At 60.6% G+C, this 14,315-nt stretch carries 15 protein-coding genes and 1 tRNA gene; 8 read left to right on the forward strand and 8 right to left on the reverse strand.

Features of this window, described 5'->3' with window-relative positions:
• Positions 1–3: 3 nt before the first annotated feature.
• From citF to citC, 4 genes are read right to left on the reverse strand one after another with little or no spacing between them, the layout of a single operon-like run.
• Positions 4–1,500, reverse strand: a complete 1,497-nt coding sequence (gene citF, locus I6G83_RS22185; RefSeq protein WP_054307286.1) for a citrate lyase subunit alpha — start codon at positions 1,498–1,500, stop codon at positions 4–6.
• A complete protein-coding gene (gene citE, locus I6G83_RS22190) occupies positions 1,497–2,417 on the reverse strand; it encodes a citrate (pro-3S)-lyase subunit beta (protein ID WP_054307285.1) in 921 nt (306 codons plus the stop codon). Before citE ends, citF begins: the two co-directional genes overlap by 4 nt.
• Positions 2,401–2,709, reverse strand: a complete 309-nt coding sequence (citD, locus tag I6G83_RS22195) for a citrate lyase acyl carrier protein (RefSeq protein WP_015672996.1) — start codon at positions 2,707–2,709, stop codon at positions 2,401–2,403. Before citD ends, citE begins: the two co-directional genes overlap by 17 nt.
• Positions 2,709–3,779: a [citrate (pro-3S)-lyase] ligase gene (gene citC / locus I6G83_RS22200; RefSeq protein ID WP_054307284.1), complete on the reverse strand. Its 1,071-nt coding sequence runs from the start codon at positions 3,777–3,779 to the stop codon at positions 2,709–2,711. Before citC ends, citD begins: the two co-directional genes overlap by 1 nt.
• Before the next feature lie 307 nt (positions 3,780–4,086).
• Between citC and dpiA the strand changes: the two genes are divergently transcribed.
• Both dpiA and I6G83_RS22210 read left to right on the forward strand, forming a co-directional pair.
• A complete protein-coding gene (dpiA, locus tag I6G83_RS22205) occupies positions 4,087–4,773 on the forward strand; it encodes a two-component response regulator DpiA (protein ID WP_054307283.1) in 687 nt (228 codons plus the stop codon).
• Between the two features lie 163 nt (positions 4,774–4,936).
• Positions 4,937–5,012 (forward strand) — tRNA-Asn (locus I6G83_RS22210).
• 313 nt (positions 5,013–5,325) lie between these two features.
• Here the strand turns inward: I6G83_RS22210 and I6G83_RS22215 are convergent.
• From I6G83_RS22215 to I6G83_RS22230, 4 genes are all read right to left on the reverse strand, one after another.
• Positions 5,326–5,625, reverse strand: a complete 300-nt coding sequence (locus tag I6G83_RS22215; protein WP_054307569.1) for a hypothetical protein — start codon at positions 5,623–5,625, stop codon at positions 5,326–5,328.
• A gap of 143 nt (positions 5,626–5,768) precedes the next feature.
• Positions 5,769–6,140 carry a hypothetical protein gene (locus I6G83_RS22220; RefSeq protein ID WP_054307568.1) on the reverse strand — a complete coding sequence of 124 codons (372 nt, stop codon included), beginning with the start codon at positions 6,138–6,140 and terminating at the stop codon, positions 5,769–5,771.
• 212 nt (positions 6,141–6,352) lie between these two features.
• Positions 6,353–6,799: a cupin domain-containing protein gene (locus I6G83_RS22225; protein WP_054307567.1), complete on the reverse strand. Its 447-nt coding sequence runs from the start codon at positions 6,797–6,799 to the stop codon at positions 6,353–6,355.
• Positions 6,800–7,040: 241 nt separating this feature from the next.
• Complete coding sequence (locus I6G83_RS22230) at positions 7,041–7,757, reverse strand: IclR family transcriptional regulator (RefSeq protein WP_232037655.1); 717 nt, start codon at positions 7,755–7,757, stop codon at positions 7,041–7,043.
• Positions 7,758–8,035: 278 nt separating this feature from the next.
• Between I6G83_RS22230 and I6G83_RS22235 the strand changes: the two genes are divergently transcribed.
• Genes I6G83_RS22235 through I6G83_RS22260 form a run of 6 tightly spaced genes read left to right on the forward strand, consistent with a single transcriptional unit; the run spans position 8,036 to position 14,295 of the window.
• Positions 8,036–9,085 (forward strand): 2-dehydro-3-deoxygalactonokinase, encoded by a 1,050-nt coding sequence (locus I6G83_RS22235; RefSeq protein WP_054307565.1) that lies wholly within the window; start codon positions 8,036–8,038, stop codon positions 9,083–9,085.
• The gene (locus I6G83_RS22240) at positions 9,082–9,708 is read left to right on the forward strand and encodes a 2-dehydro-3-deoxy-6-phosphogalactonate aldolase (protein ID WP_062779046.1); all 627 of its coding nucleotides are present in this window, start codon (positions 9,082–9,084) and stop codon (positions 9,706–9,708) included. The genes I6G83_RS22235 and I6G83_RS22240 overlap by 4 nt, the downstream gene beginning before the upstream one ends.
• Positions 9,709–9,718: 10 nt before the next feature.
• Entirely contained in the window at positions 9,719–11,155 is a 1,437-nt protein-coding gene (locus tag I6G83_RS22245; RefSeq protein WP_054307689.1) for an N-acyl-D-amino-acid deacylase family protein, read from the forward strand.
• A gap of 14 nt (positions 11,156–11,169) precedes the next feature.
• Entirely contained in the window at positions 11,170–11,568 is a 399-nt protein-coding gene (locus tag I6G83_RS22250; RefSeq protein ID WP_041411827.1) for a RidA family protein, read from the forward strand.
• 28 nt (positions 11,569–11,596) lie between these two features.
• Positions 11,597–13,081 carry a sodium:solute symporter family protein gene (locus I6G83_RS22255; RefSeq protein WP_054307690.1) on the forward strand — a complete coding sequence of 495 codons (1,485 nt, stop codon included), beginning with the start codon at positions 11,597–11,599 and terminating at the stop codon, positions 13,079–13,081.
• Positions 13,078–14,295, forward strand: a complete 1,218-nt coding sequence (locus I6G83_RS22260; RefSeq protein ID WP_054307691.1) for an amino acid deaminase — start codon at positions 13,078–13,080, stop codon at positions 14,293–14,295. Before I6G83_RS22255 ends, I6G83_RS22260 begins: the two co-directional genes overlap by 4 nt.
• The last annotated feature ends 20 nt before the right edge of the window (positions 14,296–14,315 follow it).

Consider the following 14,315-nt stretch of genomic DNA (forward strand, 5'->3'; position numbering starts at 1 on the left):
ACGCTACTCCGCCACCTGACGCACCACGTCAATCACCGAGCCGTCGCGGTAGCGCACCACCGCCACCACCCTGTCGCTGAAGGCGATCGGCTGCGGCTCACCGGTCAGCGTCAGGGCGCGCTGGCGCAGCCAGCCGATATCGACCACCGCCAGTCCGGCGTCACGCAGCCGCTGCGCCAGTTCCGGGCGGGCCGGGTTGACGGCAATCCCGTGATCGGTAACCAGAATGTCGATGCTGGAGCCCGGCGTAACGCGGGTGGTCACCTTATCCACCAGCGTCGGGATGCGACCGCGCACCAGCGGCGCGACGATAATCGCCAGCCGCGCAGCGTCGGCGGTGTCGCAGTGGCCGCCGGAGGCGCCGCGCAGCACGCCGTCGGAACCGGTCAGCACGTTGACGTTAAAACCGGTGTCAATCTCCAGCGCGCTCAACACCACCACGTCGAGCCGATCCACCGCCGCCCCTTTCGAGGTCAGGTTGGCGTACTGATTGGCGCTGATTTCGATATGCTGCGGGTTACGCGCCAGCGAACCGGCCGCAGCGCGGTCAAAGCTCTGCACGTCCAGCAGTTTGCCGATCAGCCCCTTCTCGTGCAGATCCACCATGGTGGAGGTGATGCCGCCGAGCGCAAAGCCGGCGCGTACGCCGCGGGCGCGCATCTTGTCCTCCAGAAAGCGCGTCACCGCCAGCGACGCGCCGCCGGTGCCGGTCTGCAGCGAAAAGCCCTCGCTGAAGTAGCCGGAGGCGGCGATCACCTCGGCGGCGCGGCGGGCGATCAGCAGCTCGCGCGGGTTGGAGGTCATGCGGGTGGCGTCGGCGCCGATCTTGTCGGCGTCGCCGACCCGCTCCAGCTGTACGATCAGATCGACCCGATCCTGCGCCAGGCTGGCGGGATGGTGCGGGTACGGCGCCAGCGTTTCGGTCAGCAGCACCACGGTGTCGGCATGCTGCGCGTCCACTTTGGCGTAGCCGAGCGAACCGCAGCAGGCGTCGCCGCTGTAGCCGTTGGCGTTGCCGAACTCATCGCAGGCCGGCACGCCGAGGAACGCGACGTCGATATGCAGCTCGCCGGATTCAATCAGGTTGACCCGCCCGCCGTGGGAGTGGATCTGCACCGGCTGCGCCAGCAGGCCGCGTGAAATCTCTTCCGCCAGCGGGCCGCGCAGGCCGGAGGTGTAGATGCGGCTGACCACGCCGTGGCGGATATGCTCCACCAGCGGCGCATGGCACTCGCTGAGCGAGCTGGAAGCCAGCGTCAGGTTGCGAAAGCCCATCGCCGCCAGCGTCGCCATCACCTGGTTCAGCGCCAGATCGCCGCCGCGGAACGCGTGGTGGAACGAGATGGTCATACCGTCCTGCAGGCCGCTGCGGCGCACCGCCTCCTGCAATGAGTCGCAGCGCTTTCTGTCGCGCGGTCTGGCCGCCTGCCGGTTGGCTTTTGAACTCTCCTGATAGCCGGCCAGCTGATGCAGATCGACCGGACACTGTTGACGTTTCATTGCGCCTCCCCGCTGTGCGCTGCTTCTTCACGAATGCCGGACAGCGCCGCGCGCTGCAGCACCAGACGCGCCCGCTCAATCACCGGGCTGTCGACCATTTTGCCGTTCAGCGACACCACGCCGAGCCCTTCGCGCGCCGCCGCCTCGGCGGCCTGCACCACCCGCTCGGCATGCGCCACCTCTTTGGCGCTTGGCGCGTACAGGTTGTGCAGCAGCTCAATCTGCCGCGGGTTGATCAGCGATTTGCCGTCGAAGCCCAGCTGTTTGATCAGCGCCGCCTCCTGCAGGAAACCGGCCTCGTTGTTGGCATCGGAATAGACGGTGTCGAACGCCTGAATGCCGGCCGCCCTGGCCGCCTGCAGAATCGAGCAGCGGGCGAACAGCAGCTCAATCCCCTCCGGCGAACGTTCGGTGCGCAGGTTGCGCACGTAATCCTCTGCGCCGAGCGCGATGCCGATCAGGCGCGGCGACGCCTGGGCGATGGCGACGGCGTTGGTGATGCCCGCCGCCGACTCAATCGCCGCCAGCAGGCCGGTGCTGCCCTGCGGCCGGCCGCACGCGCGTTCGATGGCGTCGATTTCATCCGCCATATCCAGCACGTCCTGCGCGCTGTCGGTTTTCGGCAGCCGCACCACGTCGGCGCCGCCGCGCACCACCGCCTGCAGATCCGCCAGGCCGTAGGCAGAGTCCAGCGCGTTGACCCGCACGATGGTTTCCACCTCCTGATACAGCGGGTGCTGCAGCGCGTGGTACACCAGCCGGCGCGCCGCGTCTTTTTCCCGCAGGATCACCGAGTCTTCCAGATCGAACATCAGCGCATCGGCCTGATAGATAAAGGCGTTGCTGACCATCGCCGCGTTGGCCCCCGGCACGAACAGCATGCTGCGGCGCGGACGGGATTTATTCAGCGTTTTCATCGTTCACCTCCCAGGGCAGCTGGCCGCCGTCGCTGGCGCGCATCAGCGCGGTTTCCAGCCGGGCGCGCAGCACGCAGTCCAGCGCGCCCTTATCGTCAACCATCACCTGCACCGGCTCGACGCCGTACTGGTTCAACACCTGCAGCAGCGTGCGGCGGATCGCCGCGCCGAACTGTTTCTCTACGCTGCTGGCAATCAGCAGGTCATGCTGCGGGCCGTCGCCGGGCGCGATGCGCACCATCACATCGCTGGATTCCAGCGTGCCGGCCATTGCTTCTCGGATTATCTTCATCATTCACCTGATTGTGCGGACTCAAATTCCGGCGACGCCGCGTGAGCCTGGCGTCGCGCCTGCAGATCCTGCAGGTAGTAAAGGGTGTCTTCCGGCACCAGCGGTGCGGCGGCGTGGAAATCGCCGGCGGCCAGCAGTTTGCGCACCCAGGAGGCGGAGATGGCGGTGCCCTGATACTGCAGGCGTTCAATCTCCACCAGCTGGATCGGCGGACTGGGCAGCGCCGGCGTTTCCAGCCAGTGGCGCATATCGCGGTTATATTTCGCCGTCACGGCGCAGAAGGGTTCATTGCCGACAAAGCGGTGGGTAATGCCCAGCGCCGGCGCCAGATACTGGCGGAAGATTTTTAAATCGATTTCGGTGTAGCAGTCGTCGGCCACGCCCTGCTCCTTGATGAAGTAACAGGGAAAGGTGGCGCGCGAGATCACATACTGCGAGCCTTCATGCACCGTCAGGTTGGCGATGTCGCGGCTGCCCTGCATCACCAGCCGACGCCGGTCTTCATAGGGAAAACGCGAGGTGTCTTCGCGCACCAGAAACAGGTGCAGCCAGTCGCACTGCGCGGCGGCGCGGCGAATCAGATACTGGTGGCCACGGGTGAACGGGTTGGCGTTCATCACGATGCTGCCGATCACGCCGCCCGGCCGGCGCTGTGTCGCCAGCCGCGCCGCATAGCGCTGCAGGCGGCACGGGCTGTTCTCCATCAGCACCACAATGCCCGGCACGTCGGCGATCGGGTAAAAGCCGCACTGGCGGAACAGGTCGGCGTTTTGCGTTTTGGTATAGATAAACAGCTGGCTGTGATGACGTTCGTACGCCAGATTGACCAGCTCGGTCGCCAGCGACAGCGCCAGCCCGGCGCCGCGCAGCTGCGGACTGATGGCGACGCATTTAATAATATTGCCGGCGATGCCGCCGCAGGCCACCAATTTATCGTTCTGCGTAACGGTAATAAAAACTTCCACCGTCGTATCCATATTCAGCTCATTGGCGCGCAGAAATGCGCGAATATCGGCAATGGCCTGATGCTCCGTTCTGTAGACTCGATTAAATATGGCGCCCGCCAACATAACTCGCTCGCTAATATAACAATTTAAATACAAAACCCGGTTTGAATTAACAATAACGGCCAAATAACAACTTAAAAACCATCAGGTTATGCCGGATATAACAACAAAGAGGTAAGCTGGAAATTATGGTAAAGGGAAATATTGCGGTAATAATTGACCTAATTCACAAAGCGTTGGCGATTAATAAGTTATTTAATGATTTTTATTTACTTAATTATTTTTATCGTTTTTATTGATCTGACGCGGTAACCCGATGGCCGAAGATCTATTACCTTCAGCTAACGCGTTATTTCATCGGGGGAAGCATATGGAATGGCTGAATATCTTAATCGTTGAGGACGAAACGCCGCTGGCGGAGATGCACGCCGAGTTTATCAGGCAGCACGGCAACTGCCGGCAGATGTGGCTGGCGGGCAACCTGGCGCAGGCGCGCGCGATGTGCGAGCGCTTTAAGCCCGACCTGATCCTGCTGGATAACTTCCTGCCCGACGGCCGCGGCATTGAGCTGCTGCGTGAGCTGACGCTGCAGGGCTACGGCGGCGGCATCGTGTTTATCACCGCCGCCAGCGATATGGATACGGTGGCCGAAGCGCTGCGCTACGGGGTATTCGACTATCTGATTAAGCCGCTGGCCTATGACCGGCTGGCGCAGACCCTGCAGCGCTTCAGCCAGCGGCGGCAGGCGCTGAAGGGAAAAACCCGCGTCAGCCAGCAGCGCATCGACGAGATGTTCAACACCTACGCCCGCAGCGAGCGGCAGGCGGCGCTGCCGGCGGGCATCGACGCGCTGACGCTGGGCAAGGTGCGCGAGCTGTTCAGCGACCCGGCCGCGCGCCACACCGCCGAAAGCGTGGCGCAGCAGCTGGGGCTGAGCCGCACCACCGCCCGCCGCTACCTGGAGTTTTGCAGCGCGCACCAGCAGCTGACGGCGGAGATGGTTTACGGCAAGGTCGGCCGCCCGCAGCGGATTTATCGCGGCGTCGCCGTCGCCTGACGCCCTCCTCCCCGCGACAGGGCAAGACTTTTGGCGGTGAAATATGCTAAATCTGCAAAAAACTCAAGCAATTGCGCATTCTGTAAGCAAACAGTCACAGAATGCGTAATCCCCCTTTGACATGCCCGCGGCGGCTCGCTATGATTCGCCCCGTTCACACGATTCCTCTGTAGTTCAGTCGGTAGAACGGCGGACTGTTAATCCGTATGTCACTGGTTCGAGTCCAGTCAGAGGAGCCATATTTAGAGAAGCCCGCTTAAGGAAACTTAAGCGGGCTTTTTGCTTTGGGGGATGTGGTGGATATAGTGGACCGGTGTGGACCGGAGAAAATGGTAAGAGTTGCACTCCTGGCCCGAAGAATCACCGAGCATACTGTAGTTATCTATCAATGAAACGTCTATTCCCCCCTATAATAGGAGTGGTTCCTTCCCCCGAAACAGGGCAATAGCCAGCTCCCACCCTCTGTACCATTATTATTCCCCTCCTGAGTGATAACAGACCTGCCAAATCCGTAGTCTATTCCCTTGAAAATACTTTTCATTTCTAACTCAATTACGTAAACAGCAATGAGGAAAGCCCTAAAATCATTACGATGCTCATTATCAGCTGAATCAAGACAACAAAAAATGCAAGAGCACCAAGCACTGTGATTTTTCTACGAAGGATGGACGTAATACCGGAAAGAACCGCGCCGAAAAGAACCGTTTTAAGTATGTAAGACAACGGCACCATTGCCGTATGGCCTGTATGTATGCCTGCCAGACCAATAAGACCGATAAACAGACCTCCGCAACCCCCCCCCCAGAACGTCATTGGCAAACTTAGTTGTCCCGTTACTAATTTTTTCAACACAATTGCATCCCTTTTATAATGTTGGTGTGTTTATGTTTTCAAACCTAATCATCTTTACTGTAAACTTGCACTTCAGCCAAACTTTCGTTTATTCAGCAAAGTTCCTGTCTCACCTTCTATCATAATGAGAAGAAAAACTATAGTCACTTTGCTTTATCTGCGGCTTTACGCCTTATTTCAATCATACGCACATAAAAGTCATGAAGTTCCCCATCCTGTTTGGCAACTATTTCAGGAGATAATGGTTTACGCTCTTCTTTCCATTTTAGATTCTCTTTATTGCACTGCTCGTACGCAGTATCAACTATCTCAACTGCGGGTTTATCTGTGTTAATAAACGGGATGGTTTGGTCATTGAGGCAACTTGATAGAGGAGTACCGTATTGCTCTGCTGATGCGCCACTCACGAATGCCCCTAGTAGCCAACACATATACTGAAGATTTCTTCTCATTTTATCCTGCTTTTCAATACACCAAAACGTAACAATTACGAAACTAACATCGTCGCGCGCCATCTGCTCCTTGAGCACGGTAATTTACTGCAATTTTAGCTAAGTCGTCTATCGACTATACAAAGGGCTTCGAACCGAAGCTCTGACAATCTTTGCTGCCTATTCCGGGATTAGAGCCTGCGGATGCATGATATGCTTGGAATGATACGGGGAAGACATACGTCCACTTCTGACACTTTCCCATCCTCGACGTCAAATATCAACTGCCTCCCCGCTCACCTCTCCCCCGTCGGCTCCGACAGCGGCACACCCTTCTTACCGGCGTAAAACGCAATCAGCACCGCGCCCTCGTTGCCGGTATAGCCGCGATGGGCAGTATCCACCATTTCGGGCAGCACCTGACCAGCGGTGACCTGCCGTGTTTCTCCGTTGGATTTCTTCTTCACCGTCAGCACGCCGCTCTGCACATAGACGGCATTCGGGATCGGGTGCTGGTGCCAGGCCAGACTGCTGTTGGGGGCGATGGTGATCTTCAGCACCGACAGCTGCGGGGTACCCTGTGGATAGGCGGAATACTGCGTACCGTCCCAGGCGTGTTCCGATTCCAGCAGCGTTTCAGTTTCGACACCGCTGCGCTTATCGCCGTGTGCATGAGCGGAAAATGTGAGAAGGGATAACATCGCGGCGGTGCAGATTACCAAAGCGTGCTGAGGCCAACGCATAGCGCAATCCTTATGTTAGACAACCGGATAACTAACGCGTGAAGCGCCGGCTGGCCTTCAGCACGCGTCCGGGAAACGCTTCCCCGGCTTTACACAGTATGTACAAATATTGCGCAAACGGTAGTTTTTGCCGCCTGAGCCGCGGCCACCGGCATGATTAAGCGCGCCCTGCCGGGCGTTCCCGTTAACCATGCCGCCCCCCCTCTGGCAAACGGCACGACGTTAGCCGCGCCGGGAAAAACTATTTCCCCAGATAGCCCAGACGGCGGGAAATCAGTGAGCACACCTGCTCCAGCTCCTGGTTAACCCGCTCGATTTTACGCTGCATACGGTGCGTCGGCCCGGCGACGCTCAGCGCGCCGACCACGCTGCCGGTATAGTTGAAGATCGGGCGCGCCACGCAGGTCAGGCCCTCTTCGTTCTCTTCATTGTCGAGTGAGTAGCCTTTCAGGCGAATATCCGCCAGCACCTCATACAGCGCCACTCGGTCAACCAGCGTTTTCTCGGTAAACGCCGTCAGCGGTTTGCTCAGTACGCGGTCGATCTCTTCCTGCGGCTGGAAGGCCAGCAGCGCCTTGCCAATTCCGGTGCAGTAGGCCGGCAGGCGCGCGCCCAGCTGCGCGTTGGTCTGGATGGAGAGCGTCCCTTCGCTTTTATACAGGTAGACCACGTGGCCTTCGTTGTAGACCCCCAGAAAACAGGTTTCTTCACTTTTGGCGGAAAGCTTCTTCAGATACGGAATGGAAACCTCAACCAGGTTCACATTCATTAATCCTTTAATCCCCAGCTCCAGGCTTTTCAGATCCAGATGATAGCGCTCCGTCGCGCTGTCCAGCATCACATACTGCCGCTCCTTGAGGGTTTCCAGGATACGGAATCCGGTCGTTTTCGCTATCCCGGTGCGCTTGACCAGCGCCGCCAGCGATATGCCTTCGGGGTGGTCTCCAATTTCTTCCAACAGCGTTAAAACCTTATCAATGCTGGAAGCATTCGTGCTCTCGCCACCTGACATCCTGTTACCCCCATTCGAAAATTTCCCGTTATTGTAGCCGCAATGCCACATCCTACAAAATTCGTTTGTTTTCAGTGCATTGAATATCTTGCTTCGTCTTTCCCCGCCCGCAGTTTGTGACCCCCTTCACCAATTGATAAAAAACGGAATGACATTCCTATTTATAAAAAATAGCCTAAATAAAAGGAATGACGTTCCGAAATTTTAGTTACTAAGGAAACGATATGTTCATCGTCACCATCGATTCCGGTACCACCAATACCCGGGTGCGTATCTGGCAAGATAAAAGGATCATCGCCGACGCCTGCGCGGCGGTCGGGGTGCGCGACAGCGCCAAAACCGGCAGCCAGGCGACGCTCACCGCCGGGATTAAGGATGCCCTGGATCGCGCGCTGGCGCAGGCTGAGGGCTGTACGCTCGATCGCTGCGCGATCGTGGCGTCCGGCATGATCACCGCCGATGTCGGGCTCTGCCCGCTTCCCCACCTGAGCGCGCCGGTCAGCGTTGAACAGCTGGCGAACGGCGCGGTAGCGCGCCATATTCCGGCCATCGCTCCGCAGCCGATCTGGTTTATTCCCGGCGTCAAAAACGCCCTGCCGACGGTGAACCTCACCAACCTCGATATGATGGACGTGATGCGCGGCGAAGAAGTGGAAACCTTCGGCCTGCTGGCATTACAGGCCGTGCCCGGCCCGGCGGTGATCGTACTGCCCGGCTCACACTCGAAGTTCGTCAGTATCGATCGACAGCAGCGCATTGCCGCCTGCGCCACCACCATGGCCGGCGAGTTACTGGATGCGCTCACCCACCACTCCCTGCTGGCCGGCTCGCTGGATCGACAGTTCGCCGCCCGCCTGGAGCTCGACTATCTGCTGCAGGGCGCCGACGCCTGCCGGCGCACCGGCCTTTCGCGCGCCTGCTTCTCCGTGCGGCTGCTGGATCTGTTTACCGCCGCCAGCCACGACCAGAAAGCCAGCTATCTGCTGGGCGTTACGCTCTGCGCCGATATCCAGGCGATGAAACAGAGCCGAGCGCTGACGCTGACGCCGGAGACCCGCGTGGTCATCAGCGGCAAACCGATCCTGCAACAGGCGCTGGCCGCGCTGATCGCCGCCGATCCCTTTTTCACCGCCGACGCGCTGCTGGTTGACGAAGATCCCGCCCGGCCGCTGTCCTGCATCGGCGCTATCCGCGTGATGGAAATCATCATGCGTCAGGCGGCAACGCCGTACGCGTCGCCGTCCGACGCCGTCTCATCCGGAGATTCACGATGAAAATGCACCTTACGCTACCGCTGGTCGCCATCCTGCGCGGCATTACGCCCGATGAAGTCGACGACCACATCCCGGTCCTGATTGAGGCCGGCTTTGAGGCGATTGAAATCCCGCTGAACTCGCCGTCATGGCAGACCAGCATTGCCCACGCGGCCCAACGCTATGGCGGACAAGCGCTGATCGGCGCCGGCACGGTGGTAAACGTCGCCGACGTCGACCAGCTGGCGGCGGCGGGCTGCCAGTTTATTGTGACGCCGGCAACGCAGCCTGCGGTGATCCGCCGGGCGCTGCACCACGCCATGCCGGCGCTGCCGGGCTGCGCGACGCCGACGGAGGCCTTCAATGCCATCGAGGCCGGCGCCCGGCAAATCAAACTGTTCCCCGCCGGCCAGTTCGGCCCCGGCTATGTACGCGCGCTGAAATCGGTGCTGCCTGAAGATATCGCCCTCTACGCCGTCGGCGGCGTCACGCCGGAAACGCTCGGCGCCTACCTGCTGGCGGGCTGCAGCGGCGCCGGCCTCGGCAACGATCTGTACCGCGCAGGACAAACGCCGGCCCGCACCGCGGCGCAGGCGCAGGCCTTTGCGGCGGCCTACCGCTCCCATGCCAACCAGAACGCTTAAAGGTATCGCTATGAAACATCACTACCTGTTTAAAAACGCCACCGTGATCGACGGCTCCGGCGGTGACGGCTACACCGCCGACGTGGCCGTCAGCGACGATCGCATCACCCGCATCGCGCCGGCCATTGATGAGGACGCGGCGGTTACGCTGGACTGCCGCGGCCGGGTGCTGGCTCCCGGGTTTATCGACGTTCATACCCATGACGATCTGATCGTGATCAAGCACCCGGACTATATCGAGAAAACCTCGCAGGGCGTCACCAGTATCATCGTCGGCAACTGCGGCATCAGCGCCGCCTGCGCGCAGATGAAAGACGAAGTGCCCGACCCGCTCAACCTGCTGGGGGAGCTGGCGGAGTTCCGTTACCCGGATCTGGCCAGCTATCGCCGCACCGTGGATGAGGTCATGCCCTCGGTGAACGTCGCCACGCTGATCGGCCACACCACGCTGCGCAACAACGCTGTGGCGTCCCTGGACGAACCGGCGCAGAGCGCCGATATCGATGCCATGCGCGCCGTTCTGCGGCAGGCGCTGCAGCAGGGTGCGCTGGGGCTGAGCACCGGCCTCTCCTACGGCAACGCCGTTAACGCCTCAACGGAAGAGATCTGCGCGCTGGCGGAGCTGCTGGCCGAGCATCAGGGCATCTACACCACGCATATGCGCACCGAATATGACGGGATCATCGACGCCATGCATGAGGCATTTCACGTCGGCCGTCACGCCCGGGTGCCGGTGCAGATCTCCCACCATAAGTGCGCGGGCGCCAAAAACTGGGGGCGCACGGTAGAAACGCTGGCGCTGATAGAGAAGTATCAGCAACGCCAGGATATCAGTTGCGATCTCTACCCGTACCGCGCCGGCTCCTCCAACCTCGATCCGCAGCAGGTTACGGCGGACTACGACATTTTGATCACCTGGTCCACGCCGCACCCGGAAATGGCGGGCAAAACCCTGCTGGAAATCGCCGCCGCCTGGGATAGCGATATTCACCACGCCGCCCAGCGGCTGATGCCCGCCGGCGCCATCTATTTCCAGATGGATGAAGCCGATGTGCGCCGCGTCCTGGCTCACCCCAGCGCCATGGTCGGCTCCGACGGCCTGCCGTGCGATCCCAATCCTCATCCGCGCCTGTGGAGCACCTTCCCGCGCGTCTTGGGCCACTACAGCCGCGATGAACGGCTGTTCCCGCTGACGACCGCGGTGCACAAGATGACCGGCATGTCCGCACAGCGCTTCGGCATGCGGCAGCGCGGGCTGATCAGGGAAGGATACTTCGCCGATCTGGTGGTGTTCGACCCGGCGCGCATCAACGACGCCGCCACCTTTCAGCAGCCGAAACAGCGGGCCGAGGGCATTGAACAGGTGTTCGTCAACGGCGTACTGACCTATAGCCAACAACAGATGACCGGCCGGCGCGCCGGGAAATTCCTGAGCAGAAACCATTAACCCGAGAAGAGGACATCATGATTAAACGTTACGGAATTACCGGCTCCACCGGCACCGGCGGCCAGAACCTGCCGTTCGCCAAAGCGGTCAGCGCAGACGGCTGGCTGTACGTCTCCGGCCAGACGCCGATGGTCGACGGGGAGATTATCGACGGCGGCATCGTCGCCCAGTCCACCCAGGCGATTCAAAACTGCCTCGACATCATGAGCGAGGCGGGCTTCGGCAAGGAAGACATTGTGCATATGAAGGTCTTCCTGACCGATGCACGCTACTTCCAGTCCTTCAATAAAGTCTTCCGCCAGTTTTTTGCCGAGCATCCGCCCGCCCGCGTGTGCTGCGTGGCCGATCTGGTCGTCGACTGTATGGTCGAGGTCGACATCACCTGTTTTAACGCCAACTACAAACAAAACTAACGGCATTAACGCTACCTAAGGGAATATTATGGAACACAACAATTTCCTGATCTGGTTTCTCCTCTACGCCTTCGTCATGATGGCGGTCGGCTGGTACGTCACCCGCCACCAGAAGACAGGGGAAGACTTTATACTCGGCGGCCGGAAGCTGCCGATGCTGCTGACGCTCGGCTCTACCGTCGGCACCATGGTCGGCACCGGCTCCAGCATCGGCGCGGTGAGCTTTGGCTACACCAACGGCTGGGCCGGCATGCTGTACGGCATCGGCGGTGCAACCGGCATCCTGCTGACCGCCTGGCTGTTCGGCCCGGTCAGAAAACTGCGCTTTATGACCATGAGCGAGGAGATCTGCTATTACACCGGCGGCAGCCGCATTGTGAAAAACCTGGTGGCCCTGCTGATTTTCCTCGCCTCTATCGGCTGGCTGGGCGCGCATATCCTCGGCGGCGGGCTGTATCTGGCCTGGGCGGCGGATATCGATATCACCGTCGCCAAAATCATTATCGCCGTCGGCTTTATCTTCTATGTCGGCATCGGCGGCTATAAAGCCGTCTCCTGGATCGACACGCTGCAGTCCATCGTGCTGTTCGTCGGCTTTATCGTGCTGGCCGCGCTGTCCGTCAGCTACGTCGGCGGTTGGGATACCCTGGTAGCCAACACCGATCCGCAGGCCTTTACGCTGTTCGGCATTGGCAAGCTCGGCCTGTGGCCGGCGCTCTCCCTGGCGATCGTCATCGGCATCGGCGTACTGGCGACCCCGTCCTACCGTCAGCGCATCTACTCCGCCGCCTCGACGCGTTCCATCCGCCAGTCTTTCGTGATTACCGGCCTGCTGTATATGGGCTTCTCTTTCCTGCCGGCGATTATCGGCATGGCGACCCATGTGATGAACCCGGAGCTGGAAAACCCCAGCTTTGCCTTCCTGTTCGCCACCAATGCCCTGCCGGCCGCGCTGGCCATGGTGGTGCTGATTGCCGGCATGTCCGCCAACCTGTCGTCCGGCAGCTCGGATGCGATTGCCGGGGTATCCATCATTCTGCGTGACATTTACACCATGGTGACGGGGAAAATGCCGCCGCCGGAGAAGGCCATCAACCTGTCGCGCATTTTCCTGCTGCTGGTGATCCTGCTGGCGCTGATTTTCGCGCTGACCTCGAATGACATCATTGGCTATATCACCAAAATGATTTCAATGATTATGTCGGGCATGTGCGTCACCGTGCTGCTGGGTAAATTCTGGCTGCGCTTTAACTGGCAGGGCTGTATTGCCGCGCTGCTGGGCGGCAGCCTGACCTCACTGACCGTGATTCTGATCCCGGCCTGGTCACAGGCGCTCGGCAACCCGGTGCTCCCGGCGCTGCTCGTCAGCCTGTTCGCCGCCGTGGTCGTCACCCTGCTCACCCCGAAAAATAAACTGTCACGCGAAGAAGTGCTGCAAATGATCACCGACGAACGGGAAACCACCCACAGCGACGCCAAACCGATCGGACCGCTGGCAGGAGAAAACAAATGACAGCTATCAGTCACGCAACGCATAAAGCGGCGCCGATGCGCGCCAGCGCCGGTAATCTGCTGCGCGAGGAGGTCTGCCTGCCGGCCGCCGTTATCCTAGCCGGCGCGCTGGACAACAATATCCGCTGGATGCAGCGCTACGCCGACAGGCGCGGGGTTTCCCTCGCGCCGCACGGCAAAACCACCATGACGCCGTGGATTTTCCGTCAGCAACAGGCGGCCGGCGCCTGGGCCATCGGCGTCGGCAGCGCCTGGCAGGCGCAGGCCGCCATGGCCGCGGGCATCGAACGGGTGCTGATGGCCAACCAGCTGGTGGGGAAAGCCAATATGCAGCTGGTCGCGCAATTGAAGCGGCAGTATCCGCAGTGCGACTTTCTGTGCTGCGTCGACAGCGTGAGCAACGCCGCCGCGCTTGCCGCCTTCTTTGATGCACAGGGGCAAACGCTGGACGTACTGGTGGAGCTGGGCGTGCCAGGCGGCCGCTGCGGATGCCGCAGCACGGCGGAGGCGCTGGCGCTGGCGGCCGAGGTCGCCGGCCTGCCGGGGCTGCGGCTGCGCGGGCTGGAGCTGTATGAAGGCGTGCTGCACGGCGACGATCCGCAGCCGCAGATAGAAGCCCTGCTCGGCGCGGCGGCGGCGCTGGCCTGCGATATGGCGGCCCATGTCGACGGGGAGTTTATTCTGACCGGTGCGGGCACCGTCTGGTATGACGTGGTATGCAACATCTGGCTGACGGCGCAGAAGCCGCCGCGCTGCCGGATTGTGATTCGTCCCGGCTGCTATATCACCCATGACAACGGCATCTATCAACAGGCGCAGGATGCGCTGCGGGCGCGCGACCGTATCGCCTGCGATCTCGGCGGCGATCTCAGCGCCGCACTGCAGCTGGTGGCGATGGTGCAATCGGTGCCGGAAGCCGGGCTGGCGATTGTGAATTTCGGCAAGCGTGACTGCGCCTTTGACGCCGGGCTGCCGCAGCCGGTCGCCCATTACCAGGCGGGCAAGGCGCTGCCGTTCCGGCCCGGCGCCTATACCAGCAGCGAGGTCATGGATCAGCACTGTATGCTGAAGCTGGCGCCTGACAGCGATGTGCAGGTCGGTGATATCCTGATCTTCGGCACCTCGCATCCCTGCCTGACATTCGATAAATGGAAAACGCTGTTACTGGTTGATGATGACTACAACCTGCAGGCAGAGCTCGACACCGCCTTTTAGTCAGGCAGTGACGCACAGCT

The organism is Serratia rubidaea (assembly GCF_016026735.1).
Classification (GTDB): domain Bacteria; phylum Pseudomonadota; class Gammaproteobacteria; order Enterobacterales; family Enterobacteriaceae; genus Serratia_B; species Serratia_B rubidaea.

Excerpts from the sequence above, each read along its gene's own strand:
- citF (WP_054307286.1), bottom strand. The coding sequence starts at position 1,500 with ATGAAACGTCAACAGTGTCCGGTCGATCTGCATCAGCTGGCCGGCTAT.
- citE (WP_054307285.1), bottom strand. The coding sequence starts at position 2,417 with ATGAAAACGCTGAATAAATCCCGTCCGCGCCGCAGCATGCTGTTCGTG.
- citD (WP_015672996.1), bottom strand. The coding sequence starts at position 2,709 with ATGAAGATAATCCGAGAAGCAATGGCCGGCACGCTGGAATCCAGCGAT.
- citC (WP_054307284.1), bottom strand. The coding sequence starts at position 3,779 with ATGTTGGCGGGCGCCATATTTAATCGAGTCTACAGAACGGAGCATCAG.
- dpiA (WP_054307283.1), top strand. The coding sequence starts at position 4,087 with ATGGAATGGCTGAATATCTTAATCGTTGAGGACGAAACGCCGCTGGCG.
- I6G83_RS22220 (WP_054307568.1), bottom strand. The coding sequence starts at position 6,140 with ATGGCGCGCGACGATGTTAGTTTCGTAATTGTTACGTTTTGGTGTATT.
- I6G83_RS22225 (WP_054307567.1), bottom strand. The coding sequence starts at position 6,799 with ATGCGTTGGCCTCAGCACGCTTTGGTAATCTGCACCGCCGCGATGTTA.
- I6G83_RS22235 (WP_054307565.1), top strand. The coding sequence starts at position 8,036 with ATGTTCATCGTCACCATCGATTCCGGTACCACCAATACCCGGGTGCGT.
- I6G83_RS22240 (WP_062779046.1), top strand. The coding sequence starts at position 9,082 with ATGAAAATGCACCTTACGCTACCGCTGGTCGCCATCCTGCGCGGCATT.
- I6G83_RS22245 (WP_054307689.1), top strand. The coding sequence starts at position 9,719 with ATGAAACATCACTACCTGTTTAAAAACGCCACCGTGATCGACGGCTCC.
- I6G83_RS22255 (WP_054307690.1), top strand. The coding sequence starts at position 11,597 with ATGGAACACAACAATTTCCTGATCTGGTTTCTCCTCTACGCCTTCGTC.
- I6G83_RS22260 (WP_054307691.1), top strand. The coding sequence starts at position 13,078 with ATGACAGCTATCAGTCACGCAACGCATAAAGCGGCGCCGATGCGCGCC.